Source organism: Pseudomonas sp. 1121_17 (assembly GCF_052850745.1).
On record NZ_VXCX01000003.1, the window covers coordinates 459,120 to 483,300 of the forward strand.

22 protein-coding genes are annotated in these 24,181 nt (G+C 63.4%); 8 read left to right on the plus strand and 14 right to left on the minus strand.

Features of this window, described 5'->3' with window-relative positions; genetic code table 11:
- The first annotated feature begins 1 nt into the window (after window position 1).
- On the plus strand, window positions 2-523 hold the full coding sequence (gene yjgA, locus FW789_RS09710; protein WP_101316835.1) for a ribosome biogenesis factor YjgA: 522 nt from the start codon (window positions 2-4) through the stop codon (window positions 521-523).
- Between the two features lie 65 nt (window positions 524-588).
- Here yjgA and tldD read toward each other — a convergent pair whose 3' ends face one another.
- The 8 genes from tldD to mreB all read right to left on the minus strand — a co-directional run bounded on the left by tldD (window position 589) and on the right by mreB (window position 11,693).
- The gene (tldD, locus tag FW789_RS09715; RefSeq protein WP_446431377.1) at window positions 589-2,028 is read right to left on the minus strand and encodes a metalloprotease TldD; all 1,440 of its coding nucleotides are present in this window, start codon (window positions 2,026-2,028) and stop codon (window positions 589-591) included.
- A 2-nt stretch (window positions 2,029-2,030) separates the two neighbouring features.
- Entirely contained in the window at window positions 2,031-2,882 is an 852-nt protein-coding gene (locus tag FW789_RS09720; protein ID WP_446431378.1) for a carbon-nitrogen hydrolase family protein, read from the minus strand.
- A gap of 8 nt (window positions 2,883-2,890) precedes the next feature.
- On the minus strand, window positions 2,891-6,712 hold the full coding sequence (locus FW789_RS09725; RefSeq protein ID WP_446431379.1) for a YhdP family protein: 3,822 nt from the start codon (window positions 6,710-6,712) through the stop codon (window positions 2,891-2,893).
- Window positions 6,713-6,785: 73 nt separating this feature from the next.
- The gene (gene rng / locus FW789_RS09730) at window positions 6,786-8,243 is read right to left on the minus strand and encodes a ribonuclease G (protein WP_101316828.1); all 1,458 of its coding nucleotides are present in this window, start codon (window positions 8,241-8,243) and stop codon (window positions 6,786-6,788) included.
- 66 nt (window positions 8,244-8,309) lie between these two features.
- Window positions 8,310-8,909 carry a Maf family protein gene (locus FW789_RS09735; protein WP_446431380.1) on the minus strand — a complete coding sequence of 200 codons (600 nt, stop codon included), beginning with the start codon at window positions 8,907-8,909 and terminating at the stop codon, window positions 8,310-8,312.
- A 34-nt stretch (window positions 8,910-8,943) separates the two neighbouring features.
- Window positions 8,944-9,432, minus strand: a complete 489-nt coding sequence (gene mreD / locus FW789_RS09740) for a rod shape-determining protein MreD (protein WP_103436168.1) — start codon at window positions 9,430-9,432, stop codon at window positions 8,944-8,946.
- Window positions 9,432-10,448 (minus strand): rod shape-determining protein MreC, encoded by a 1,017-nt coding sequence (mreC, locus tag FW789_RS09745; protein WP_189691576.1) that lies wholly within the window; start codon window positions 10,446-10,448, stop codon window positions 9,432-9,434. The genes mreD and mreC overlap by 1 nt, the downstream gene beginning before the upstream one ends.
- 207 nt (window positions 10,449-10,655) lie before the next feature.
- Entirely contained in the window at window positions 10,656-11,693 is a 1,038-nt protein-coding gene (gene mreB, locus FW789_RS09750; protein ID WP_003255163.1) for a rod shape-determining protein MreB, read from the minus strand.
- Between the two features lie 202 nt (window positions 11,694-11,895).
- Between mreB and gatC the strand changes: the two genes are divergently transcribed.
- The 5 genes from gatC (at window position 11,896) to FW789_RS09775 (ending at window position 16,652) form a co-directional block, all read left to right on the plus strand.
- A complete protein-coding gene (gene gatC, locus FW789_RS09755; protein ID WP_101316820.1) occupies window positions 11,896-12,183 on the plus strand; it encodes an Asp-tRNA(Asn)/Glu-tRNA(Gln) amidotransferase subunit GatC in 288 nt (95 codons plus the stop codon).
- A gap of 15 nt (window positions 12,184-12,198) precedes the next feature.
- Complete coding sequence (gene gatA / locus FW789_RS09760; protein ID WP_186697478.1) at window positions 12,199-13,650, plus strand: Asp-tRNA(Asn)/Glu-tRNA(Gln) amidotransferase subunit GatA; 1,452 nt, start codon at window positions 12,199-12,201, stop codon at window positions 13,648-13,650.
- 11 nt (window positions 13,651-13,661) lie between these two features.
- Window positions 13,662-15,107 (plus strand): Asp-tRNA(Asn)/Glu-tRNA(Gln) amidotransferase subunit GatB, encoded by a 1,446-nt coding sequence (gatB, locus tag FW789_RS09765; RefSeq protein WP_103436164.1) that lies wholly within the window; start codon window positions 13,662-13,664, stop codon window positions 15,105-15,107.
- Between the two features lie 69 nt (window positions 15,108-15,176).
- Window positions 15,177-15,548 carry a septal ring lytic transglycosylase RlpA family protein gene (locus FW789_RS09770; RefSeq protein WP_101316814.1) on the plus strand — a complete coding sequence of 124 codons (372 nt, stop codon included), beginning with the start codon at window positions 15,177-15,179 and terminating at the stop codon, window positions 15,546-15,548.
- A gap of 60 nt (window positions 15,549-15,608) precedes the next feature.
- On the plus strand, window positions 15,609-16,652 hold the full coding sequence (locus FW789_RS09775) for a calcium/sodium antiporter (RefSeq protein WP_150570817.1): 1,044 nt from the start codon (window positions 15,609-15,611) through the stop codon (window positions 16,650-16,652).
- Between the two features lie 42 nt (window positions 16,653-16,694).
- Here FW789_RS09775 and FW789_RS09780 read toward each other — a convergent pair whose 3' ends face one another.
- From FW789_RS09780 to FW789_RS09800, 5 genes are all read right to left on the minus strand, one after another.
- Window positions 16,695-18,056: an amino acid permease gene (locus FW789_RS09780; RefSeq protein ID WP_103436161.1), complete on the minus strand. Its 1,362-nt coding sequence runs from the start codon at window positions 18,054-18,056 to the stop codon at window positions 16,695-16,697.
- 63 nt (window positions 18,057-18,119) lie between these two features.
- Window positions 18,120-19,061 carry an AEC family transporter gene (locus FW789_RS09785; RefSeq protein WP_446431381.1) on the minus strand — a complete coding sequence of 314 codons (942 nt, stop codon included), beginning with the start codon at window positions 19,059-19,061 and terminating at the stop codon, window positions 18,120-18,122.
- A gap of 150 nt (window positions 19,062-19,211) precedes the next feature.
- Window positions 19,212-19,790, minus strand: a complete 579-nt coding sequence (locus FW789_RS09790; protein WP_103436160.1) for a DJ-1/PfpI family protein — start codon at window positions 19,788-19,790, stop codon at window positions 19,212-19,214.
- A 79-nt stretch (window positions 19,791-19,869) separates the two neighbouring features.
- The gene (locus FW789_RS09795) at window positions 19,870-21,027 is read right to left on the minus strand and encodes a phospholipase D-like domain-containing protein (RefSeq protein WP_103436159.1); all 1,158 of its coding nucleotides are present in this window, start codon (window positions 21,025-21,027) and stop codon (window positions 19,870-19,872) included.
- 1 nt (window position 21,028) lies between these two features.
- A complete protein-coding gene (locus FW789_RS09800; protein WP_186697474.1) occupies window positions 21,029-21,610 on the minus strand; it encodes a YceI family protein in 582 nt (193 codons plus the stop codon).
- A gap of 211 nt (window positions 21,611-21,821) precedes the next feature.
- Here FW789_RS09800 and olsB point away from each other — a divergent pair, with 211 nt between their 5' ends.
- Together olsB and FW789_RS09810 are read left to right on the plus strand one after the other, a co-directional pair.
- Window positions 21,822-22,577 carry an L-ornithine N(alpha)-acyltransferase gene (olsB, locus tag FW789_RS09805; RefSeq protein WP_186697472.1) on the plus strand — a complete coding sequence of 252 codons (756 nt, stop codon included), beginning with the start codon at window positions 21,822-21,824 and terminating at the stop codon, window positions 22,575-22,577.
- On the plus strand, window positions 22,577-23,365 hold the full coding sequence (locus tag FW789_RS09810) for a 1-acyl-sn-glycerol-3-phosphate acyltransferase (protein ID WP_446431382.1): 789 nt from the start codon (window positions 22,577-22,579) through the stop codon (window positions 23,363-23,365). The genes olsB and FW789_RS09810 overlap by 1 nt, the downstream gene beginning before the upstream one ends.
- Here the strand turns inward: FW789_RS09810 and FW789_RS09815 are convergent, their stop codons facing one another.
- Window positions 23,366-23,944, minus strand: a complete 579-nt coding sequence (locus FW789_RS09815) for an acyl carrier protein phosphodiesterase (protein WP_103436155.1) — start codon at window positions 23,942-23,944, stop codon at window positions 23,366-23,368.
- Window positions 23,945-24,181: the final 237 nt, after the last annotated feature.

Genomic DNA, 24,181 nt, shown 5'->3' on the forward strand with positions numbered 1-24,181 from the left:
CATGGTTGATTCATACGACGACGCCTTCGATGGCGAAAAAAGCAAAACCCAGATCAAGCGTGAGCTACATGCACTGGTTGAACTCGGCGAGCGCCTGACGACGCTCAAGCCTGACACCCTGGCACGCCTGCCCTTGACCGACCCGCTGCGCAAGGCCTTGGCCGATGCCAGCAAGCACACCGCGCACATCGCCCGCAAACGCCATATGTCGTTTGTCGGCAAGCTGATGCGCGACCAGGACACCGACGCAATTCTTGCGGTGATCGAGCAACTCGACAGCTCTACCCGCCAGTACAACGAACGCTTTCACGGCCTTGAGCGCTGGCGCGATCGGCTGGTCGACGGCAACGACGAGGACCTTGAGCGGTTTGTTCAGGAATACCCTGAAACCGACCGTCAGCAACTGCGCTCGTTGATCCGCCATGCCCAGCACGAAAAAGCCCGGGACAAGCCGCCGGCTGCTGCGCGCAAGGTGTTCAAGTACATCCGCGAACTTGACGAAGCTCAGCGCGGCCTGCGCTAGGTAATGCCTCGTGCGCGGCAAGCCCGCCCCCACCCCGGTGGAGGCGCGCTTGCTGCGCACTACGCTCATCCGCCGGTACCGCCGACGGTGATCGCATCCAGCTTCAGGGTCGGCTGGCCAACGCCCACCGGCACCGACTGACCATCCTTGCCACAGGTACCGACGCCGCTGTCCAGCGCCAGGTCGTTACCGACCATCGATACCCGGCTCATCGCCTCCGGCCCATTGCCAATCAACGTCGCACCCTTGACCGGCGCGGTGATCTTGCCGTCTTCGATCAGATACGCCTCACTGGTGGAGAAGACGAACTTGCCGCTGGTGATATCGACCTGGCCACCGCCCAGGTTGGCGCAGTAGATACCCTTCTTGACCGAAGCGATGATCTCTTCGGGATCGCTCTCGCCTGCGCGCATGTAGGTGTTGGTCATACGCGGCATCGGCAGGTGCGCATAGGATTCGCGGCGGCCGTTACCGGTCACTGCCATGCCCATCAGGCGCGCGTTGAGCTTGTCCTGCATGTAGCCTTTGAGGATGCCGTTCTCGATCAGCGTGGTGCACTCGGTTGGCGTCCCTTCATCGTCGACGCTGAGCGAGCCGCGACGATCCTGCAGAGTGCCGTCATCGACGATGGTGCACAGGCTGGAGGCAACCTTCTGGCCGATCTGCCCGCTGTAGGCGGAACTGCCCTTGCGGTTGAAATCGCCTTCCAGGCCATGGCCGACCGCCTCGTGCAGAAGCACGCCGGACCAGCCCGGGCCAAGCACCACTGGCAAGGTGCCGGCCGGCGCCGGCTTGGCTTCGAGGTTGACCAGCGCCTGGCGCAGGGCTTCACGGGCGTAGCCCATGACCCGCTCCTCGGTGAAGAAGCGGTAGTCGGTCCGCCCACCACCGCCCTGCCCGCCACGTTCCCGGCGGCCGTCCTTCTCGACGATCACACTGACATTGAAGCGCACCAGCGGGCGCACGTCGGCAGCCAGGCCGCCATCGGCAGCGGCCACCAGAATCCGCTCCCAGACCCCGGCCATGCTCACGCTGACCTGCTGGATGCGCGGGTCAAGCGCCCGCGTGGCGACGTCGACACGCTTGAGCAGTTCGACCTTGTCGGCACGGCTGAGCACATCCAGCGGGTTGTTCGGGGTGTACAGCTGGGTCAGATCCTGGCTGCGAAACGCCTGCACCGTGCCGTTCTGGCCGGCACGCGAGATCGACCGGGCGGCGCGCGCGGCCGAGGTGAGGGCTTCGAGGTTGATCGCATTGCTGTAGGCGAAGCCGGTTTTCTCACCAGACAGGGCGCGCACGCCAACGCCTTGGTCGAGGTTGAAGCTGCCTTCTTTGACGATGCCGTCTTCCAGCGCCCAGGTTTCAGAAATCTGGCCCTGGAAGTACAGATCGGCAGCATCGATGCCGGGCCCGGCCAACTCGCCCAGTACAGCCTGCAGGCTGTCCAGGGTCAGTCCGCCCGGGGCAAGCAGCTGGTCGCTGACGGTGGTTAACATCTGGCTCATAGTCACTCCGAGGTGTGCGCAGGCCGCAAGGCGTCCTGCGAGAAAAAGCGCCGGTGCGTGATCACCGGCATCCGCGCCCGGATGGACGCTTGTTGATCTATGTCGCGCTCGGCCAGCAGCACCGCTTCACCGCGAGCCTGCTGGGCGATGATGCGCCCCCAGGGGTCGACGATCGCCGCCTGACCGTGGGTTTCGCGGGGGCCGGGGTGGATTCCGCCCTGGGCCGCCGCCAACAGATAGCATTGCGTTTCGATGGCCCGGGCGCGAATCAGTACCTCCCAATGCGCCGCACCGGTCACCGCAGTAAATGCTGCGGGGGCCGTGATCAGCTCCGCGCCGGCCGCCCTCAGTGCACTGTACAGCTCAGGGAAGCGCAGGTCATAACAGACCGACAGGCCTACCTTGCCCAGCGGCGTGTCGGCCACCACCACCTGGCTGCCGTGGGCATAGTCATCCGACTCACGGTAACGACCGCGGTTGTCGGACACATCGACATCGAACAGGTGCAGCTTGTCGTAGCGTGCGACCACCTCACCGTGCTCGTCGATCAGCAGCGAACAGGCACGCGCCTTGGCGTCCGGCTGGCCGAGCGGGGGCAACGGCAAGGTGCCGGCAACTATCCATAACTTGAGGGCGCGAGCGGTGCGTTTCAACCATGGCAGGATCGGCCCTTCGCCACGCGCCTCGGCCAGGCCGATCGCAGCGGCATCGCGCCGGCCCATGGCAGCGAAGTTTTCCGGCAGCACCGCGAGCCGCGCGCCGGCGGCAGCGGCTTGCTCGAGCAATACACCGGCCCGCTGCAGGTTGGCCATCACATCGTCCTGGCTGACCATCTGTATCACCGCTGCTTTCATCGGCACTCCTAGCGAGACTTTTCGAAAGGTTTCACAAAGGTGATCTTAGGCTCTTTCCACGAGCCATCGACGCGATAGTGCACGCTGGCAAAGCGCGAAATTCGATCACCAATCAATTGATCGACCAGAAAAAGCGCACCACCAATGGCCGGCGCGCCGACGATCAACGCTGCCAACGGCAGGTTGTTGGTGACCGGCAGGGTGACCTGGAGGTTGGCAGCGATGCGATCACGCACCATGTCCATGGTGCCATCGAGCTCGAAGTTGCTGGACGGCCCGGTGACAGTGATCGGCTCACGGGTCACGTAAACGCCTTCACTAGCCACCAGCAGGCCCTTGACCCGGTCATAGCCAAGGCCCTTCTCGAACAGGTCGGAGAAGTCCAGGCGCAGGCGCCGACCGATCGAGTTGAAGTTGAGCAGGCCGAACACGCGCAACGCCTGGGCGCCGCCCTCGACCTCGACGAACTGACCACTGCGCAACGACGCATCGAGGCTACCGGAGAAGCGTTTGGTGTCGATCCAGGCCGGCGAGCCAGGCCAGCGGCCATCGACATCCAGATGGAAGTCGCGGCTGGTTACCGTTGGCGCAAAGCCAAAGCCCTGCAGCACATCGGCCAGGTTCTTGCCATCCAGACGGCCCTTGTACCAGCTCGCAGTGCTGCCCGGCAGACCTTCCCAGGCGCCATTACCATCGATGTGCAGGCCCTTGATCAGCAGGTCGACGCCATTGAAAGATACGCCGCGCGGGGTCGGTCGCAATTTCAGCGCTACCGAACCGAACAGGTCATCACCGCGATACAGCTTGTCGATGCTCAGGTCCAGCGCAGGGACCTTGCGCGGGTCGAAACTGGCCAGCGGGTCGGGGGCATTGTCGTCCTGCGCTTGCGCTGGATCGGCCGGTGGCAGGCGCAGGCTCTGCAGTTTGACCACCATGGGCTGCGCCTTGGCATCCTGAATGCGTGCGTTGCCGATCACCTCGCGGCTGTCCAGGCGCAGGTCCCAGGCACTGGCGACACGGGCCAGGCGTACTACGGCCTGGTTCAGCTGGGTGCCGAAAGCTTGTATCTGGCCGATGCTCAGATCGACGCTTTGCAGAGTCTGCCGGGCACTGCCACCGGGGTCATCGCCGGCCAGGCGCTGTGCCTGCTGCTGCCACGCGTCAAGATCGAGTGTGTCGAGCCGTCCACGCACGCGCAGGCCCTTGCCACCAGGCAGTTGTGGCTCGCCCGCGCCCAGCAGCAGCTCGCCGCGGCCTTGGTCAAGCTTGCCGCCCGGCGCTGCGTAGGCGAAGCGTGTGCTGTCCCCATAGCGGGCATCGAAGCGTCGCTCGTTACCTTGCAGGGTCATGCTGAAGCGGCTGTCACGGGTATCCTGGGCAGCCTTGGCAAAGGGCGCCGGTAAGTCGATGCTGAGGCCTTTGAGCGAAGAGTCGACGGTCAGGCGATTGTCCCGGCTGCCCAGGCTCAGCTGCAGCTGATAGGGAATCTCGCCGCTGGCAGGCAAGGCCTGCTTGACCTGCAGCCAGTCGGTCAAGGTCTTCAACGCGACCTGGCCAGAGGCATTGATGCGGGTCTGCATCTGACCGGGCTGGCCCTCGGCGACAATTTGCGCGGTGACCGGTTTGCCAAAGGCCTGCAGGCTGATGTTGTTGCCGCTCAGGCCCTTGTCCAGGTCGAAGGTGAAATCGCCCTTGAGCTTGCTCAGTTGCAGCTCCGGCGGCGCGACCTTGAGGCGCGCATCAGCGGTGCTGAAGTCGACCTTGATCTTGGGTAGCTTGCCGTGTGCCATTGGGATATCGAGGTTGAGCTTGCCCTTGAGCGGGCCTTCACCTTCCCAGCCAGCGAAAATATCAGCAGTGCCGATAGGCGCCTCCTGGAGGATCTTCAGGCCATCGCTGAGCGGGCCGGCGAAGTTGCCGGTCAGGTACAGATGGCTGTCCTGGCCAGCGTCAACGTGGGGGATGTTCACCGTGACATCGCTGACCTTGGTGTCGAGCAACAGGCCTTGCCGGGCCTTGATGCGCACGCCGCTGTCTTCAATCAGCACATCGCCGGCCACCTGCTGCACCTGAGGCCAGCCCGGCTGGAAGTCCAGCGCCGCGTCGCGCACCTTGAAGAACAGGCTGATACTGCGCGCTTCGGGGGTGGCATCGTGGTTCAGCGAACCTTGGTACTGGAAGTAGCCCTCATCCACAGTGCCTTTGACGATGGCACTGCGCAGCCATTCATCGAGGGCCGGGCTAAGGACTTCGGGCAGATATTTGGCGGTGTAGCGACCATCGCCTTCGGTCAGGCCGACGCGCAGGTCCATGTAGTCTTCGCGGCCTTCCTCGAACAGCAGGCGGATCAGGAAGTCGCCGGCGATCTTGCCTTCTTCGCCAAGTACCTTGAGGTACGGTGCGATCAGGGTGAAGCCCTCCTGATCCAGGCGCCAGGTGAGCAAAGCATTGGCTTTCTGGTAATGCCAGGGTTTGGCGAAGATCGGATACAGATGCAGCATGAACGCGTCGGTATCCAGGCGCAGTTCGCCATGACCGAGGTCGCCGCTGATGCTGCCGCTGACGTTTCCCGCCGCCGGTGCACCGTGGTAGGCGTTGAAGCCGATACGGTCCAGGTTGGCGGCAAACTGCAGGCGCTGATCACCTTCGGCCTTGGGTCGGATATCCAGCTTCACGTTATGCAGCGCGCCGGTCACCTTGAGCCCGTCGACCACCGCCATGAGGTTGTCCGGCAACGGCGCCAAAGCATTGATCAAGGGGGTCAGAGGGGTCAGGTCGAGGGTGTCGGCCTGGACCTGCCAGGAGTCTTCGACGGGTGTCGAAGCGCTGTGCTGTCGGGCTTGCAGGTGGGTTTCCCAACGCAGCTTGCCGATGCTAGCCGCCACCGAGTCGAGCACTAGCTGGTAACCGTCCTCACCACGCTGCAACCAGGCGGACAAGGCAAGGTCATCCAGGCTGACGGGCTTGCGGCTGCTGTAGGCACCGCGCAGGTGCGGCGCGTTGAGGCGCACACTTGCGTGCTGCAACTGGCCCTTGCGCACACCTACCCAGAATTCGCCGCCCGCGCGCAGCGCTTCGGCGCGCCACTGGCCAAGCAGCTTGGGTGGCAGCCAGTGCGACCAGTCGCTTTGCGGCAGGCTCAGGTAGCCGTCCAGGGAGCCATCGCGCCAGTTATCAGCCGTGGCACGGCTACGCAGATTGAGCGCCAGTGGCTGCCCATCGGGCAGGGTCGCCCGTGCATCCAGCGCCTGGCGCGAGGCGCCGGCCTGCAAGCCAACGCTGACGTAAGTGAGGGTCAGTGGATCGCGCTGCCAGGGGTGCAGTGTGACCTGGCTATCGAATACATCGATCCGCCCCAGCTGCTGCAAGCGCTGCAGCAACTGCGCAGGGTCGAGCGGGGCGTCGTCTTGCTTGGGCAGGCCTTCCAGCGCCCAGGAGCCCTGCTCATCCTCGCGCAGAATCAACTGCAGGCCGCCCAGCTGGATGCGCGCCAGGCGCACTTCGCGGGCCTTGAGGCTGGCCCACAGATCAGGCACGGCCTTGACGTCATCCAGGCGCAGCGCATCGGCGCCCTCGCCCAGCTGCAGATCACGCACACGCAGCACCGGTGCCAGGCCACTCCAGCGGCCTTCCAGTGCGCCGATATGTACCGGCATGCCGAGGGCCTGCTCAGCCTTGCTCTCAACGTCGGCGCGATACTCTGCCACCAGCGGCACCAGTTGCCGGCCGATGCTCACATACAGCGCCACCAGCACCGCCAGCAAGGCACACAAGCCCAGCCCCCAACGGGTCAAGGCGCTCAGAACGCGGGTCAGACGTTCCATGGCCATGGCCCTCCAAAACGTGCCTTAACTATGGCTGCAAGCGCGACTTTCGCCAACCGGCGATGGTTTTCAGGACGCGTCAGAGGAGCACCACATCGTATTGTTCCTGGGAGTACATGGTCTCGACCTGGAAGCGGATGGTGCGGCCGATGAACGCTTCCAGCTCAGCAACGTTGCCGGACTCTTCATCGAGCAGACGATCGACCACCTTCTGGTTGGCCAGCACACGGTAGCCCTCGGCCTGATAAGCCCGCGCTTCACGGAGGATCTCGCGGAAGATTTCGTAGCAGATGGTTTCGGCGGTTTTCAGCTTGCCGCGGCCCTGGCAGCCCGCGCACGGCTCGCACAAGACTTGCTCAAGGCTCTCGCGGGTGCGCTTGCGGGTCATCTGCACCAGACCCAGCTCGGTGATGCCGATGATGTTGGTCTTGGCGTGATCACGTTCGAGCTGTTTTTCCAGGGTGCGCAGCACCTGGCGTTGGTGCTCCTGATCTTCCATGTCGATGAAGTCGATGATGATGATCCCGCCGATGTTGCGCAGGCGCAGCTGGCGGGCGATCGCCGTGGCCGCCTCGAGGTTGGTCTTGAAGATGGTTTCTTCGAGGTTGCGATGGCCGACGAAGGCGCCAGTATTGACGTCGATGGTGGTCATCGCCTCGGCCGGATCGACCACCAGGTAGCCACCAGACTTGAGCGGCACCTTGCGCTCGAGGGCACGCTGGATTTCGTCTTCGACGCCATACAGGTCGAAGATCGGCCGCTCGCCCGGATAGTGTTCGAGGCGATCGGCAATCTCCGGCATCAATTCACCGACGAACTGCGTGGTTTTCTGGAAGGTTTCCCGCGAGTCGATGCGGATTTTCTCAATCTTGTGGTTGACCAGGTCACGCAAGGTCCGCAGCGCCAGGCCGAGGTCTTCGTAAATGACCGTCGGTGCACCGCAGGTCTGGATCTGGCTGGCGATCTGCTCCCACAGCCGGCGCAGGTAGCGGATGTCCTGAAGGATGTCGTCCTGGCGAGCGCCTTCGGCAGCGGTACGCAGGATGAAGCCGCCGGCGTCCTTGACGTTTTCCTGCTCGATGCAGCTGTTGACCACCTGCTTGAGGCGCTCGCGTTCGGCTTCGTCCTCGATCTTCAGCGAAATACCGACGTGACTGCTACGCGGCATGTACACCAGATAGCGCGACGGAATCGACAGCTGAGTAGTCAGCCGCGCGCCCTTGGTGCCGATCGGATCCTTAGTGACCTGCACCACCAGTGACTGGCCTTCATGCACCAGCGCAGTGATGGTCTCGACCGCCGAGCCTTCGCGCTGGGAAATCTCCGAGGCATGAATGAACGCCGCGCGGTCCAGGCCGATATCGACGAAGGCGGCCTGCATGCCCGGCAGAACCCGCACCACCTTGCCTTTGTAGATATTGCCGACGATACCGCGACGCAGGGTGCGCTCGACATGCACCTCCTGCAGAACACCGTTTTCAACCACTGCCACGCGCGATTCCATCGGCGTGATGTTGATCAGGATCTCTTCACTCATGGCAGGTTCTCATCAAAGGTCTGGGGTAATGATGGATCGCTGACCGATCCCTGGCTAGCGCTGCGTTCAACCCTCTGCCTGAGCTGCTGGCAGTTGCCAGCAGGGAATGCCGAACTGGCCGAGCAAGTCGGCGGTTTCGCTGAGCGGCAGGCCGACCACGGCCGAATAGCTGCCGCTCAGTGCGGTGACAAAAATCGCGGCCAAACCCTGGATGGCATAGCCGCCGGCTTTGTCCAGCGGCTCGCCGCTGGCCCAATAGCGGCTGGCCTCGTCAGGGCTGATCGAGCGAAAACGTACGGTGCTGGCGACGCACAGGCTGCGGACCTGCTGGCCATCATCCAGAGCAACTGCGGTAAGTACCTGATGCTCGCGCCCAGCCAGCTCAGCGAGCATAGCCAGGCCGTGTTCGCGGCTTTCAGGCTTGCCGAGAATGCGCCCATCCAGCACCACCGCAGTATCGGCGCCGAGTACCACACCAGCACCCGTGATATGGGCCAGTCCGGCAGCTGCCTTGGCGCGAGCCAGGCGCTCGACATAAACCTCGGCGTTTTCCTCGGCAAGCGGGGTTTCATCGATGGGTGCGCTGACGGTGGTGAACGGCACGCCAATCTGGGTCAACAGTTCACGACGACGCGGCGAGCCAGAGGCGAGATAGAGCGGCTTCATGTGGACATATCCCTGTCAGGCGCGGCAATGCCGGTCAGTTGATGTGCAGGCGGCGACGCAGGTCGCGCAAGGCAAAGCTGATCCACGGCCAGAGCAGCGCACTGATGACTGCCGACCACACCAGCGCCAGGGTCGGCAGGCGATTGCCGGTCAGGGCACTGAGCCACAACTGGATCAACTGGGCGATGCCGAAGATCACCAGGATCACCAGGCTCTGCTGCCACAGCGGGAACATGCGCAGGCGCTGCTGCAACGACAGCACCAGGAAGGCGATCAGGGTCAGGATCAGCGCGTTCTGCCCCAGCAAGGTGCCGTACAGCACATCCTCTGCCAGGCCCAGCACGAAGGCGGTGGTCATGCCAACCTTGTTCGGCACGTTGAGTACCCAGAATGACACCAGCAGGGCCAGCCACATCGGCCGGAACACTTCCATGAACTGCGGCATCGGCGAGACGCTGAGCAACAGGCCGATGGCGAAGCTGAGCCAGATGACCCAACCGTTTCTACTGCGCGAACCGGCCATCATTGCCTCCGCGGTTGGCTGGGCGACGCAGGCGTCGCAGCCGGATTGACGGGTACCGCGGGCGTTGCCGCAGGGGCAGCCGGGGTGGCGGGCGCAGTGCTTGCTGGCGCACTGGCAGCAGGTGTGGCTTGCTCGGTAGCAGCTGCGGCTGGCGGCTGCGCCGTACCCTGCCGATCAGCTTCTTCCTGGGCCATGGCTGCCTCGGTCGCACGCTGCTCCGGGGTGCGCCGGTCGCTGAACACAAGCAGCATATAGCGGCTGCGGTTGAGCGCCGCAGTAGGAATGGCGCGCACAATCGCGAACGGCTGACCGGAGTCGTGGATCACTTCGTTGACCGTGGCCACCGGGTAACCGGCCGGGAAGCGCTGGCCCATGCCCGAGCTCACCAGCAGGTCGCCCTCTTTGACATCGGCAGTGTCGGCAACATGGCGCAGCTCAAGCCGCTCCGGGTTACCGGTACCACTGGCGATGGCGCGCAAGCCGTTGCGGTTGACCTGCACCGGAATGCTGTGGGTGGAGTCGGTGAGCAGCAGTACCCGCGAGGTGTAAGGCATCAGCTCGACCACCTGGCCCATCAGGCCGCGGGCATCGAGCACCGGCTGGCCGAGGAAGACGCCGTCGCGCTCGCCCTTGTTGATCAGGATACGGTGGGTGAACGGGTTGGGGTCGACGCCGATCAGCTCGGCCACTTCAACCTTCTCATTGACCAGCGCCGACGAGTTGAGCAACTCGCGCAGGCGCACGTTCTGCTCGGTCAGGGCCGCCAGCTTCTGCAGGCGCCCCTGCAACAGCAGGGCTTCGGTCTTGAGTTTTTCGTTCTCGGCGGCAAGCTCGGTGCGGCTGCCGAACTGGCTGGCGACACCCTGGAATACGCGCTGCGGGAGGTCTGTGAGCCAATACGACTCCATCAGCACCAGGCCCATCTGGCTACGCACTGGCTTGAGCAGGGCGAAGCGCGAGTCGACCACCATCAAGGCAACCGAGAGCACCACCAGTACCAGCAGACGAACGCCCAGCGAAGGGCCCTTGGAGAAAAGCGGTTTAATGGGCCGTTCCTCGTGGACGACGATTCAGGAGGTGACTGGGCATGAAGCGGAGCACCGGCCTGCTGCGAATTGACGGAAACAGCGCCCCACGGACGCCAACCCAGCGCATACAGGTAGCACTGCGAGTGCTACCTGTAAACCAGGCGATCATTACCGGACGTTGAACAGCGCCGTGAATCACTCGCTCGAGAGCAGATCCATTGCGTGTTTGTCCATCATTTCCAACGCACGACCACCGCCACGAGCCACACAGGTCAGCGGGTCTTCGGCGACGATCACCGGCAGGCCGGTTTCCTGTGCCAGGAGCTTGTCGAGGTCGCGCAGCAGCGCGCCACCACCGGTCAGCACCAGACCGCGCTCGGCGATGTCCGAAGCCAGTTCCGGCGGCGACTGCTCAAGGGCGCTCTTGACCGCCTGGACGATGGTCGCCAGGGATTCCTGCAGCGCTTCGAGCACTTCGTTGGAGTTCAGGGTAAAGGCACGCGGCACGCCCTCGGCCAGGTTACGGCCACGTACGTCGACTTCACGTACTTCACCACCTGGGTAGGCGGTGCCGATTTCCTGTTTGATGCGCTCGGCGGTGGACTCACCGATCAGGCTGCCGTAGTTGCGGCGCACGTAGGTAACGATGGCTTCGTCGAAGCGATCACCGCCAACCCGTACCGATTCGGCGTAGACCACACCGTTGAGCGAGATCAGCGCGATTTCAGTGGTACCACCACCGATATCGACGACCATCGAGCCACGCGCTTCTTCGACCGGCAGGCCGGCACCGATGGCCGCAGCCATTGGCTCCTCGATCAGGAATACTTCACGTGCACCGGCGCCCAGCGCCGATTCACGGATGGCGCGGCGCTCGACCTGGGTCGATTTGCACGGCACGCAGATCAGCACACGTGGGCTGGGCTGCAGGAAGCTGTTTTCGTGAACCTTGTTGATGAAGTACTGCAACATTTTTTCACAAACGCTGAAGTCGGCGATGACGCCGTCTTTCATCGGACGAATGGCTGCAATGTTGCCGGGCGTACGGCCCAGCATACGTTTGGCTTCAGTCCCGACGGCGACGACGCTTTTCTGGTTGCCGTGGGTACGGATGGCAACAACCGAGGGCTCATTCAGGACGATACCGCGCTCACGCACGTAAATAAGGGTGTTGGCAGTACCCAGGTCGATAGACAGATCGCTGGAAAACATGCCACGCAGTTTCTTGAACATGGGAAAGTGACCCTGGGGAAAGCGTGGGTAAAAAAGTGCGGCAAACTCTAACAATGGCAGGGATTTTGGGCAAGGAGCCAATATGTTAAATTGGCAGTTTTTCCGAGCAAGCCTGCAGATGATCGCGGCTGTATGACCGCCAAACTGCCGGCATGTTCCTCATCGCGGAACTTATTCCGTTTGGTTTTTCTGGAGATTTCCCATGGCGCTGCAACGCTCCGACGTGGAAAAGATCGCCCATCTGGCCCGACTGGGGCTGAATGAAGGCGAACTGCCGCGCATCACCGATGCCTTGAACAGCATCCTCGGGTTGGTCGACCAGATGCAAGCTGTCGACACCAGCGGTATCGAACCGCTCGCCCACCCCCTGGAGGCCAGCCAACGTCTGCGCCCCGACCAGGTTACCGAAAGCAACCAGCGCGACGCGTATCAAGCCATCGCCCCGTCGACCGAGAACGGTCTGTACCTGGTTCCAAAAGTCATCGAGTAAGGGAAAGCACCTGCCATGCATCAATTGACCCTGGCCGAGATCGCCCGCGGACTCGCCGACAAGTCGTTTTCATCCGAGGAGCTGACCCAGAGCCTGCTGGGCCGGATCAAGCAACTCGACCCGCAACTGAACAGCTTCATCAGCGTCACCGAAGAACGCGCGCTGGATCAGGCGCGCGCTGCCGACGCCCGTCGCGCCGCTGGCGAAACCGGCCCTCTGCTGGGCGCGCCGATCGCCCACAAGGACCTGTTCTGCACCCAGGGCGTACGCACCAGCTGCGGCTCGAAGATGCTCGACAACTTCACCGCGCCGTATGACGCCACCGTGGTCAGCAAGCTGGCCGACGCCGGCATGGTGACTCTGGGCAAGACCAACATGGACGAATTCGCCATGGGTTCGGCCAACGAATCCAGCCACTACGGCCCGGTGAAGAACCCGTGGAACCTCGAGCACGTGCCGGGCGGTTCGTCCGGTGGTTCGGCGGCAGCCGTGGCGGCACGCCTGCTACCGGTGGCAACCGGCACCGATACCGGCGGCTCGATTCGCCAGCCGGCGGCACTGACCAACCTGACCGGCCTGAAACCGACCTACGGTCGCGTTTCGCGCTGGGGCATGATCGCCTATGCATCGAGCCTCGATCAGGGCGGCCCGATGGCGCGTACTGCCGAAGACTGCGCCCTGCTCCTGCAAGGCATGGCCGGCTTCGACACCAAGGACTCGACCTGCATCGACGAGCCAGTGCCTGATTACAGCGCCAACCTCAACGCGCCGCTGCAAGGCCTGCGCATCGGCCTGCCGAAGGAGTACTTCGGTGCCGGCCTGGACTCGCGCATCGCCGACCTGGTGCATGCCAGCGTCAAGGAGCTGGAGCAGCTCGGCGCGGTGGTCAAGCAGATCAGCCTGCCGAACATGCAACACGCCATCCCGGCGTACTACGTGATCGCCCCCGCCGAAGCCTCGTCCAACCTGTCGCGCTTTGATGGCGTGCGCTTTGGCTATCGCTGCGAAGATCCGAAGGATCTCACCGACCTCTACAAGCGCTCGCGCGGTGAAGGTTTCGGCGTTGAAGTACAGCGCCGGATCATGGTTGGCGCCTACGCGCTGTCGGCCGGTTACTACGACGCCTACTACCTGCAGGCGCAGAAGATTCGCCGCCTGATCAAGAACGACTTCATGGCAGCCTTCGAAGACGTCGACCTGATTCTCGGCCCAACCACGCCCAACCCGGCCTGGAAGCTTGGCGCCAAGAGCAACGACCCGGTCTCCGCCTACCTCGAAGACGTCTACACGATCACCGCCAACCTGGCCGGCCTGCCCGGCTTGTCGATGCCGGCCGGTTTCGTCGACGGCCTGCCCGTCGGCGTGCAACTGCTGGCGCCGTACTTCCAGGAAGGCCGCCTGCTCAACGTCGCGCACCGCTACCAGCAAGTCACCGACTGGCACACCCGCGCCCCTACCGGCTTCTGAGGAATTCACACATGCAATGGGAAGTTGTGATCGGGCTGGAGATTCATACCCAGCTCGCCACCCAGTCGAAGATTTTCTCCGGCAGCGCTACCACCTTCGGCTCCGAGCCGAACACCCAGGCCAGCCTGATCGACCTGGGCATGCCTGGCGTACTGCCGGTGCTCAACCAGGAAGCCGTGCGCATGGCGTGCATGTTCGGCCTGGCCATCGAAGCCGAGATCGGCCCGCGCAACGTGTTCGCGCGCAAGAACTACTTCTACCCTGACCTGCCCAAGGGCTATCAGATCAGCCAGATGGACCTGCCGATCGTCGGCAAAGGGCACCTCGACATCGCCCTTGAAGATGGCACCATCAAGCGCGTCGGCATCACCCGTGCGCACCTTGAAGAAGACGCCGGTAAAAGCCTGCACGAAGACTTCAATGGCGCCAGCGGCATAGACCTCAACCGGGCCGGCACGCCGCTGCTGGAGATCGTATCCGAGCCGGACATGCGCAGCGCCAAGGAAGCCGTGGCTTACGTCAAGGCGATCCACGCGCTGGTGCGTTACCTGGGCATCTGCGACGGCAACATGGCCGAAGGTTCGCTGCGTTGCGACTGCAACGTATCGATCCGGCCGAAGGGTCAGGTCGAGTTCGGCACTCGCTGCGAGATCAAGAACGTCAACTCGTTCCGCTTCATCGAGCGCGCCATCAACAGCGAAATCCAGCGCCAGATCGAGCTGATCGAAGACGGCGGCCGGGTCATCCAGGAAACCCGCCTGTACGACCCGAACAAGGACGAGACCCGCTCCATGCGCAGCAAGGAGGAAGCCAACGACTACCGTTACTTCCCCGACCCTGACCTGCTGCCGGTGGTGATCGAGAGCAGCCTGCTCGAGAGCATCCGCGCCAGCCTGCCAGAGCTGCCACCGCAAAAGGTCGAACGCTTCCAGAGCCAGTACGGCCTGTCGGCCTACGACGCCAACGTGCTGGCCGCCAGCCGCGAACAGGCCGACTACTTCGAGGCCGTGGTGCGCATTGGTGGCGACGCCAAGCTCGCCGCCAACTGGGTCATGGTCGAGCTGGGCAGCCTGCTCAACAAGCTCGGTGTCGAGATCGACCAGGCGCCGGTCAGCGCCGAGCAACTGGGCGGCATGCTCCTGCGTATTCGCGACAACACCATCAGCGGCAAGATTGCCAAGACGGTGTTCGAAGCGATGGCCGCAGGCGAAGGCGACGCCGACAGCATCATCGACAGCAAGGGCCTCAAGCAGGTCACCGACAGTGGTGCAATCGAGACCATGCTCGACGAAATGCTGGCAGCCAATGCCGAGCAGGTCGAACAGTACCGCGCCGCCGATGAAGCCAAGCGCGGCAAGATGTTCGGCTTCTTCGTCGGCCAGGCGATGAAAGCCTCCAAAGGCAAGGCCAACCCGGGGCAGGTGAACCAACTGCTCAAGGCCAAGCTCGAAGGCTAAGCCCTGCGCGGTGCACGGTCAGCCACGACCGTGCACCGGCAACTCATTCTTTGCGGAGCGTACGCGAGCATGCGGCATACCCTTGGCGCACTTGCGCTTTTCTCCCTGCTGGCCGGCTGCGCCAGTCACGATATCGACCCTAGCGGTTACGACAAGACCGGCACCGCCTCCTATTACGGTTCGCGCCATCATGGCAAACGGACCGCCAGTGGCGAGCCCTTCAACCAGCACGGCCTTACCGCCGCCCACCGCAGCCTCGCTTTTGGCAGCCGAGTGCTGGTCACCAACCTGGCCAACCAGCGCAGCGTCGTGGTGCGCATCAATGACCGCGGACCACACAGCCGTGGCCGTTTGATCGATCTGTCCCGCGCGGCCGCAGAAAAAATCGGCATGATCCGTAGCGGAACCGCGCGAGTGCGGGTACAAGGTCTGAGCGACTGAGCCAACGGGAGCCTGACCATTTTCGACCTCGCCACCCTACCCACCTTCAGCCTCCTACAATTGGCTGTGGGCCTTGTCCTGCTGGTGCTCGGCGCCGAACTGCTGGTGCGCGCCGCCCTGCGCCTGGCTACGCGTCTGCATGTGCGGCCGCTGATCATCGGTTTGAGCCTGGTTGCCTTCGGCAGTACCGCGCCGCAATTGACTGTCAGCCTGCAAGCGGCCTATCAAGGTGCGCCTGACGTCGCTGTCGGCAGCGTGATCGGCAGCAACATCTTCAATGTGCTGGTGATTCTCGGCTTTACCGCGCTGATCATCCCGCTGCGCGTGTCGCGCCAACTGGTGCGTCTGGACATCCCGTTGATGGTGGCCGCCAGCGCCTTGGTCTACCTGCTCGCGGCCAACGGCCAGCTGGGCCGCTTCGAAGGCGCGCTGTTACTGCTCGGGCTGCTCGGTTATCTGTTGATCCTCTGGCACCAATCGCGCCACTACGCGCGTACTTATCCGGCACCGAATGCCCTGGAGGTCAGCCGCCTGCGCTTCTGGAGCGGTGCTGTGGGGCAGATCGCGTTGGGCCTGGTATTGCTCAGCATTGGCGGCCATCTGCTGCTGGAAGCCGCAGTGGAAGTGGCCACTGACCTTGGCCTGTCGGAACGGATCATTGGGCTGACCGTAGTCGCCGTCTGCACCTCGCTGCCGGAACTTGCCGCTGCGCTGGTTGCGGCGCTGCGCGGTGAGCGCGAAGTAGCGGTAGGTACAGTGATCGGCAGCAACCTGTTCAACTTGCTGGCAGTGCTGGGCGCGACCGCGCTGGTCACCCCTGCCCCGCTGTCGATTTCACCAAATGCACTGGCCTTTGACTTGCCGGTGATGCTCGGCGTCGCCTGCCTGAGCCTGCCGGTGTTCTACTCCGGCTACCGCGTCACCCGCGCCGAGGGGCTGGTGTTTCTCTGCCTGTACCTGGCCTACGGCCTGCATGTGGTGACCTTCACCACCGGCATGCCGTTGGCGGGCAAGCTGGAGAAACTGATGCTGTTCTACGTGCTGCCGCTGCTTGCTCTGACGCTGCTGTACACCACCGTGCGCGCCTGGCGGCGCCAGCACTGAGGCCTGCGCAGGTTTAGCCGCGCAGGCCTTGCAGCAAACACCTCAGCGCTTGGCCTGGCGCTGCTTCTTGAGCTTGAACGCAATGCCCAGTGCGGCAATCCACAGCGGGATCAGCATCACCGAGATGCGGATCGGCGGAGTCAGGTACATCACCACCAGGATCAACACGATGAAGGCCAGGCACATGTAATTGGTAATCGGGTGGCCCCAGCTGCGGTAGAACGGCGTATCGCCGGCAGCGATCTTGGCCTTGCGGAATTTCAGGTGGGTGATGCTGATGCTTGCCCAGTTGATAACCAGCGCTGATACCGCCAGCGCCATCAACAGGCCGAAGGCTTCGCCCGGCATCAGGTAGTTGATCACCACGCACAAACCGGTGGCCGCTGCCGACACACCCAGCGCGGTCAGCGGCACGCCGCGACGGCTGACCTTGAGCAATTGATGCGGTGCATCGCCCTGGCTGGCCAGGCCGAACAGCATACGGCTGTTGGCGTACACGCAGCTGTTGTACACCGACAGCGCCGCCGTCAGTACCACCACGTTGAGAATGGTCGCGACCAGGTTGCTGTCCAGTTCATGGAAGATCATCACGAACGGGCTGCCGCCCTGCACCACCTTTTGCCACGGGTACAGCGACAGCAAGATCGCCAGCGCACCGATGTAGAAGATCAGGATGCGGTACACCACCTGGTTGGTCGCCTTGGGAATGCTCACCCGCGGGTTTTCCGCCTCGGCGGCAGTGATACCGACCAGCTCCAGGCCGCCGAACGAGAACATGATCACCGCCAGAGCCATGATCAAGCCGCCGACGCCATTGGGGAAGAAGCCGCCGTATTGCCACAGGTTGGCGACGCTGGCATCCGGGCCACCCTGGCCGCTGGTGAGCAACCAGGCGCCAAAGCCGATCATGCTGACAATCGCCACTACTTTGACCAGAGCGAACCAGAACTCCATCTCGCCGTAGACCTTGACCTGAGTCAGGTTGATCAGGTTGATCACCACAAAGAAGATTGCTGCCGTGGCCCAGGTCGGGAAGTCCGGCCACCAGTACTGCACATAGATGCCAACTGCGGTCAGCTCGGCCATGCCTACCAGCACATAGACCACCCAGTAGTTCCAGCCCGAGACAAAGCCGGCGAACTCGCTCCAGTATTTATGGGCGAAGTGGCTGAAGCTGCCGGCAACCGGCTCTTCCACCACCATTTCGCCAAGCTGGCGCATGATCAGGAAGGCCATCAGGCCGGCAATGGCATAACCCAGCAACACCGAGGGGCCGGCCATCTGGATGGTCTGGGCAATGCCCAGGAACAGCCCGGTGCCGATGGCCCCGCCCAGCGCGATCAACTGGATATGGCGATTTTTCAGGCCGCGCTGTAACCGCTCGGGCGAGTTCTGGTCTTGCATGGAGTGTCCTTAGGTCAGGTGGCAGCGTTGTTGCTGTTGTTGTTCTGTTCAGGCGGCAAGGATCTAGATCCAGCCGCCCCACTGCAAGATGAAGATGCCGATATTGGTGGTAATTGCCGCCATCAGGGTAGTAATGACGATGATCGCCGCCGCTAACTGATGATTGGCATTGGCCGCACGGGCCATGACATAGCTGGCGGCAGCGGTAGGGCTGCCGATGTACAGGAACAGGATGCCCAGCTCGGCACCGCGGAAACCACACAGCCAGGCGCCGAGGGTGCCGATCAGCGGCAACCAGACCATCTTCACCAGGCTGACATCCACCGCCAGCTTGCCGCTGTCGCGCAGCGCCGCCAGCGACAAGGTGCCACCAATGCAGATCAACGCCAGTGGCAGGGTCATTTGCGCCAGATAGTCGCCCGAGGTCAGCAGCCAGTTCGGCAGCGGCACCTGGGCGTAGGCCATGGGTGTGGCGAGCAGCACGCTGATGATCAGCGGGTTGCTGAAAACACTTTTGCAGATGCTCCACGGATCGGACTTGAGGTCCGGGCTGTATACCGCCAGCACCACCGCCGACAGCGAGTTGTACAGGAGGATCACTAGGCCGGCGAGCACCGCGCCCAGCGAGATGCCGTAATCACCGTACAGGCTGGCCGCCAGGGCCAGGCCGATAACGCCGTTGTTGCCGCGAAAAGCCCCCTGGGTGTAGATGCCGCGCTCGGCCAGCGGCGCGCGCCAGATCGCCAGGCCCCAGGACAAGGCGAAGCCGATCAGGGTAATTACGGTGAAGTAGACCAGCACACCGGGTTTGATCGCTGCATCCAGATCGGCATGGTAGATGCCAAGGAACAGCAGCGCCGGCATGCACACGTTGAACACCAGCGTCGAGGCAACCTTGGTGAAGTTGTCGTCGATCAGGTGCAAACGTTTGAGCAATACGCCCATGAACAGCATGGCGAACACCGGTGCAGTGATGTTCAGCGTCTGGATAAGAAGGGCGAGCATGCGCGAGCGGTCCTGGTTTTGGGGTTGCCGTTAGGGGGCTAATGATACGCCAGGCGCTGGGTTTTGCGGACAATAGCCACTGCTAAAAGGATATTTCCTACACAACTGGCGCTTTTTGCTGTCAGCCTCGCCCCCTGCACAGCGGCCGATTCAAGAAATCCGAGTGCCCAGCACTTTCAGGAACGCTGCCAGCCAGGCGGGATGCGCCGGCCATGCTGGCGCGGTAACTAGATTGCCCTCGACGTGGGCCTGATCCACTGCGATGTCGATGAAGGTGCCTCCAGCCAGGCGCACTTCCGGCGCGCAGGCAGGGTAAGCGCTGCACTCGCGACCATGCAGCACGCCTGCCGCTGCCAGCAACTGGGCGCCATGGCACACCGCGGCAATCGGCTTGCGCGCCTCGTCGAAAGCCCGCACCAGCGCCAGCACCTGCTCGTTCAGGCGCAGGTATTCAGGTGCGCGGCCGCCCGGGATCAGCAAGGCGTCGTAGCTTTCGGCGCGGGCCTGGACGAAGTCGAAGTTGAGGGCAAAGTTGTGCCCGGGCTTTTCGCTGTAGGTCTGCTCGCCTTCGAAGTCGTGGATAGCGGTACGCACCGTCTGCCCCGCGATTTTCTCCGGGCACACCGCATGCACGGTGTGGCCGACCATGCTCAGCGCCTGGAACGGCACCATCGCTTCGTAGTCTTCGACATAGTCGCCCACCAGCATGAGAATCTTCTTGCCTGTCATCGCCACCGCTCCTTGCCTAGCCTGGGATCAATCTGAGCACGATAGACCGCTTCGGCGCTTACCGATATGCGCGTTCATCTCAATTGCGCCGATCCAGCAGGTTGGCCACCAGCCGGTCCATCCAGCCCCAGATCCGTTGCTTGACTCGCCGCCACAACGGTCGCGCGTTCCAGTGGGCCAGATCGACCTCCTCGCTGAGGGCAAAGTCACGTTCGAAGCTGGCGCTGACGGCTGCGGTCAGGGCGGGGTCGAGCGCCTCGATGTTGGCCTCTAGGTTGAAGCGCAGGTTCCAGTGGTCGAAGTTGCACGAACCGACGCTGACCCAGTCATCGACCACGACCATCTTCAGGTGCAGGAAGCACGGCTGGTATTCGAAGATGCGTACGCCGGCGCGCAGCAGTCGCGGGTAGTAACGGTGCCCGGCGTAGCGCACCGAGGGGTGGTCGGTGCGCGGGCCGGTCAGCAGCAGGCGCACGTCGATGCCGCGCGAAGCAGCCCGGCGCAGAGAACGGCGCACGCTCCAGGTCGGCAAAAAATACGGCGTCGCCAGCCAGATGCGCTGCTGCCCGCTGTTCAGGGCACGCACCAGCGAATGCAGAATGTCGCGGTGTTGCCGGGCATCGGCGTAAGCCACCCGGCCCATGCCCTGCCCTTGCACCGGCACTTTGGGCAGGCGTGGCAGACCGAACCCAGCTGGCGGTCGCCAGGCTGTGCGACGGTCATTGGCATGCCATTGGCGATCGAACAACAGCTGCCAGTCGCTGACCACCGGCCCCTGGATCTGCACCATCACTTCATGCCATTCGCTGCGCTCGGCCTGCGGCTGCCAGAACTCATCGGTGACGCCCGTGCCGCCGACTACCGCCCAGCGGCTGTCGACCAAGAGGATCTTGCGGTGATCGCGGTACAGATTGCGCACACCGCGGCGCCAGTGCAGGCGGTTGTACCAGCTCAACTGCACACCGGCGCCAAGCAAGCGCTGGCGCAGCGCCGTGGTGAAGGCCAGCGAGCCGTAGTCATCAAACAGGCAACGCACCTGCACGCCGCGCCGGGCGGCCTGCTCCAGCACAGTGACCACTGCCTCGGCGCACGTGCCGGCCTCGACCAGATACAGTTCCAGATCGACCTGGCGCTCGGCCTCGGCAATCAGTTGCAACATCCGCGGGAAGAACTCGGGGCCGTCGATCAGCAGCTCGAACTGATTACCGTCGCGCCAGGGAAAGACCGGCCCCGGCATATCAGCGGGCGTTGAAGATCAGCACCGCATTGACCGGTACCGAGGGGTTGATGGACTTCAGCTTGGCGAACTTGCGCAGGCTCTCGAGCCCGGGCAGCAGGCCATAGTCAGCAGCGCGCAGGATCAACGGTTCAAGGGTCACCACCTGAAAGCGCCGCTCGTCCAGGCGCGTGGCCATCAGCAATGCGTTGTAGCTATGCGAGTGGCCGTGCAGGGTGACGGTCAGCGGCAGGCGCAGTTCGATCTGCGCGCCGTTGGCGAGGTTGTCGATCGGGCGCAGGTCGATCTGCGCCTTGACCTTCGCTTCGGGGAACTGGTCGACCTCGAACAGGCCATCGCGCATGCGCTCGTCACGCAGCGGGATACCACTACTGACCGAATCCATCTCGATCCGCAGGCCGGCTGCGCCCTTGCGATCGACGCTGCCGTGCAGCACCAGAAAGCGATGCACTTCGGTGGTCTCGCCGTTTTTGCCGGTGACGAACGACAAGCGCGAAGACTCACCGTCCAGGTGCCAATTGGCATGAGCGGGCAGGCACAACGCCAGGAACAGGGCGGGAAGCAGACGGGCAAGCATGGGCATGGGGAATTCCGTGAAACAAAGCCGTGAACATTACCCGCCCGCCTTCGGTGCAGCAAGCAGCAGTCTCGCGGCCCCTCAGGTACGGCCAGCGGTGGCTGTCACGCAAGCATCACCAAAGATTCACCGAGGTGACACCCCCCCTACCTAGGCTGACCTTGCACAACAAAGCCGACCGGCAGCCCCGCACATGGTTGGCCAATGGAGACTCGCAATGACCCGGATCGCTCGCTCAGGCGACACCAGCACTGAACGCCGTCTGCAAGCCGAGCGCCTGCTAGGCGCTGCGGCCCTGCAAGAAGCCCAGGCCCTGCGTTTCAAGGTGTTCAGCGGTGAACTCATGGCCAAGCTCAAGGGCGCCGAACAGGGCCTGGACATGGACGATTTCGATATCCACTGCCGCCATATCGGCGTGCGTGACCTGAGTACTGGCCGCCTGGTTGCCACCACCCGCTTGCTCGACCACCAGGCCGCGAGCAGCCTCGGGCGTTTCTACAGCGAAGAAGAGTTCAGCCTGCACGGCCTGCTGCAATTGCAGGGGCCGATCCTTGAACTGGGCCGCACCTGCGTCGACCCGGCCTATCGCAACGGCGGCACCATCGCCGTGCTCTGGGGCGAGTTGGCCGAGGTGCTCAACGAAGGCAGCTACAGCTACCTGATGGGCTGCGCGAGCATCCCCATGCAGGATGGCGGCGTGCAGGCCCACGCGATCATGCAACGCCTGCGTGAACGCTACCTGTGCACCGAAAACCTGCGCGCCGAGCCGAAAAAACCGCTGCCGACTCTGGCCCTGCCGAACAACGTGATTGCCGAAATGCCCCCGCTGCTCAAGGCCTACATGCGCCTGGGCGCGAAGATCTGCGGCGAACCGTGCTGGGACGAAGACTTTCAGGTCGCCGACGTGTTCATCCTGCTCAAACGCGACGACCTCTGCCCGCGCTACGCCCGCCACTTCAAGGCAGCCGTGTGATGCTGAGGCTGCGGGTCGCCGCCCGCCTGGCACGTTTGCTGTGGGTGCTGCTGATCGGCATGGCCATGGCCAGCGTTACTGCGCTTGGCCAGCGTCTGCGTGTGCCGGTGTCGCTGGCTCTGCGCCAGCGCTGGAGCCGCTGGTACATGCAGCGCCTGGTCGGCGCGCTGCCATTTCAGGTCGAGGTGCTCGGCGAGCTGCCCCAGCGGCCGATGCTGTGGGTCGGCAATCACGTGTCATGGACCGACATTCCGCTGCTCGGCATGCTCACCCCGTTATCGTTTCTGTCCAAGGCCGAAGTCCGTCACTGGCCGCTGGCCGGCTGGCTTGCCGAGCAGGCCGGGACGCTGTTCATCCGCCGCGGTGGCAGTGACGCCCAAGGCCTGCGCGAGCAGATCAGCCAGCAATTGGGCGATGCCCTGCCGCTGTTGATCTTCCCGGAAGGCACCACTACCGATGGCCGCAGCCTGCGCACCTTCCACGGCCGCCTGCTGTCCGGCGCCATCGATGGCGCTACCCCACTGCAACCGGTGGCGATTCAGTACTGGCGCAGTGGTGAGGTTGATCCGATTGCACCTTTCGTTGGCGATGACGACCTGGTTTCGCACCTGCTGCGCTTGTTTGCCCAACCGCGTGGGCAGGTACGCATTCAGTTGCTGGCACCGATCAGCAGCGTCGGCAAGGAGCGCGCTCAGCTGGCGTTTCAGGCACAACAAGCCATTCATGGCGCCCTGTTCGGCCACGAGCAAGTCGAGTTGGCCCGGCGCCGGCTAGCGCGAGCGGCTTGATCAGCAGGGCCAGCGGGCGCTGGCGAACGCCTGCAGCTGTGGATAAAACTCTCTGAAGTCTTCCAGCAACGGCTGGTACAGCACCTCCAGTTCGGGCATCACTCCCGCCAAGCCTTCGGGGCGCGACAGGCGCCGGCCTATCCCACGGAACACGTACTCCAGCGTGGCAAAATCGCCGTACGCGGCCAGCCAGTCGTCCGCGGCCATCATCGGGGCGATATGCGCAAGCCGGCCTGGCAGCTCGGGCTCGGCGAGCAGGACCTGGTAAAAGCGCTGGGTAAACTCAGTCAGCGGCTGGACGGCGTAGTCGTGCCAGTGGTGCGCCAGGCAGTGGTCGAAGAACACATCGAGCACGATTCCGGCGTAGCGCCGCCGCTCCCGCGGGAAACGCGCCAGTGCGGCTAGCACTATGGGGTGGCTGTCGGTGTAGCTGTCGATCGAACGGTGTAGCTGGATGGCGGCTTCCAGGGTGGGTGGGAAGCGGCCGTGCAGGGTGCCTTTGACGAAATCGCCGTATAGGCTGCCGAGTAGTTGTTGCGGCTGTTGGCCGCCTAGGTGCAGGTGGGCTAGGTAGTTCATGGGGACAGTATAGGGTTTCTGCGGGTTGGTCGGCTTGGGATGATGGATAGCTGGCTGCGGGCTTATCTGGTTTCTGTGGTGGTTCTGCTGGCCCCTCTCGCCGTAAGGCAAAGGGGGCCTGAATAAACACTACAGCTAATGGAAAAGCCCACAACTCAAAGCCCTCCGGATCAGCAAAAGGCCCGCCCTCAATATCGTTATAACCCGATATAGCGATTCGACCCGAGCTAAGACCAA

What these genes read in the sequence shown, in the direction of transcription:
- yjgA (WP_101316835.1), top strand. Translation starts at nt 2, where the DNA reads ATGGTTGATTCATACGACGACGCCTTCGATGGCGAAAAAAGCAAAACC.
- tldD (WP_446431377.1), bottom strand. Translation starts at nt 2,028, where the DNA reads ATGAGCCAGATGTTAACCACCGTCAGCGACCAGCTGCTTGCCCCGGGC.
- FW789_RS09720 (WP_446431378.1), bottom strand. Translation starts at nt 2,882, where the DNA reads ATGAAAGCAGCGGTGATACAGATGGTCAGCCAGGACGATGTGATGGCC.
- FW789_RS09725 (WP_446431379.1), bottom strand. Translation starts at nt 6,712, where the DNA reads ATGGCCATGGAACGTCTGACCCGCGTTCTGAGCGCCTTGACCCGTTGG.
- rng (WP_101316828.1), bottom strand. Translation starts at nt 8,243, where the DNA reads ATGAGTGAAGAGATCCTGATCAACATCACGCCGATGGAATCGCGCGTG.
- FW789_RS09735 (WP_446431380.1), bottom strand. Translation starts at nt 8,909, where the DNA reads ATGAAGCCGCTCTATCTCGCCTCTGGCTCGCCGCGTCGTCGTGAACTG.
- mreD (WP_103436168.1), bottom strand. Translation starts at nt 9,432, where the DNA reads ATGGCCGGTTCGCGCAGTAGAAACGGTTGGGTCATCTGGCTCAGCTTC.
- mreB (WP_003255163.1), bottom strand. Translation starts at nt 11,693, where the DNA reads ATGTTCAAGAAACTGCGTGGCATGTTTTCCAGCGATCTGTCTATCGAC.
- gatC (WP_101316820.1), top strand. Translation starts at nt 11,896, where the DNA reads ATGGCGCTGCAACGCTCCGACGTGGAAAAGATCGCCCATCTGGCCCGA.
- gatA (WP_186697478.1), top strand. Translation starts at nt 12,199, where the DNA reads ATGCATCAATTGACCCTGGCCGAGATCGCCCGCGGACTCGCCGACAAG.
- gatB (WP_103436164.1), top strand. Translation starts at nt 13,662, where the DNA reads ATGCAATGGGAAGTTGTGATCGGGCTGGAGATTCATACCCAGCTCGCC.
- FW789_RS09770 (WP_101316814.1), top strand. Translation starts at nt 15,177, where the DNA reads ATGCGGCATACCCTTGGCGCACTTGCGCTTTTCTCCCTGCTGGCCGGC.
- FW789_RS09780 (WP_103436161.1), bottom strand. Translation starts at nt 18,056, where the DNA reads ATGCAAGACCAGAACTCGCCCGAGCGGTTACAGCGCGGCCTGAAAAAT.
- FW789_RS09785 (WP_446431381.1), bottom strand. Translation starts at nt 19,061, where the DNA reads ATGCTCGCCCTTCTTATCCAGACGCTGAACATCACTGCACCGGTGTTC.
- FW789_RS09790 (WP_103436160.1), bottom strand. Translation starts at nt 19,790, where the DNA reads ATGACAGGCAAGAAGATTCTCATGCTGGTGGGCGACTATGTCGAAGAC.
- FW789_RS09795 (WP_103436159.1), bottom strand. Translation starts at nt 21,027, where the DNA reads ATGCCGGGGCCGGTCTTTCCCTGGCGCGACGGTAATCAGTTCGAGCTG.
- FW789_RS09800 (WP_186697474.1), bottom strand. Translation starts at nt 21,610, where the DNA reads ATGCCCATGCTTGCCCGTCTGCTTCCCGCCCTGTTCCTGGCGTTGTGC.
- olsB (WP_186697472.1), top strand. Translation starts at nt 21,822, where the DNA reads ATGACCCGGATCGCTCGCTCAGGCGACACCAGCACTGAACGCCGTCTG.
- FW789_RS09810 (WP_446431382.1), top strand. Translation starts at nt 22,577, where the DNA reads ATGCTGAGGCTGCGGGTCGCCGCCCGCCTGGCACGTTTGCTGTGGGTG.
- FW789_RS09815 (WP_103436155.1), bottom strand. Translation starts at nt 23,944, where the DNA reads ATGAACTACCTAGCCCACCTGCACCTAGGCGGCCAACAGCCGCAACAA.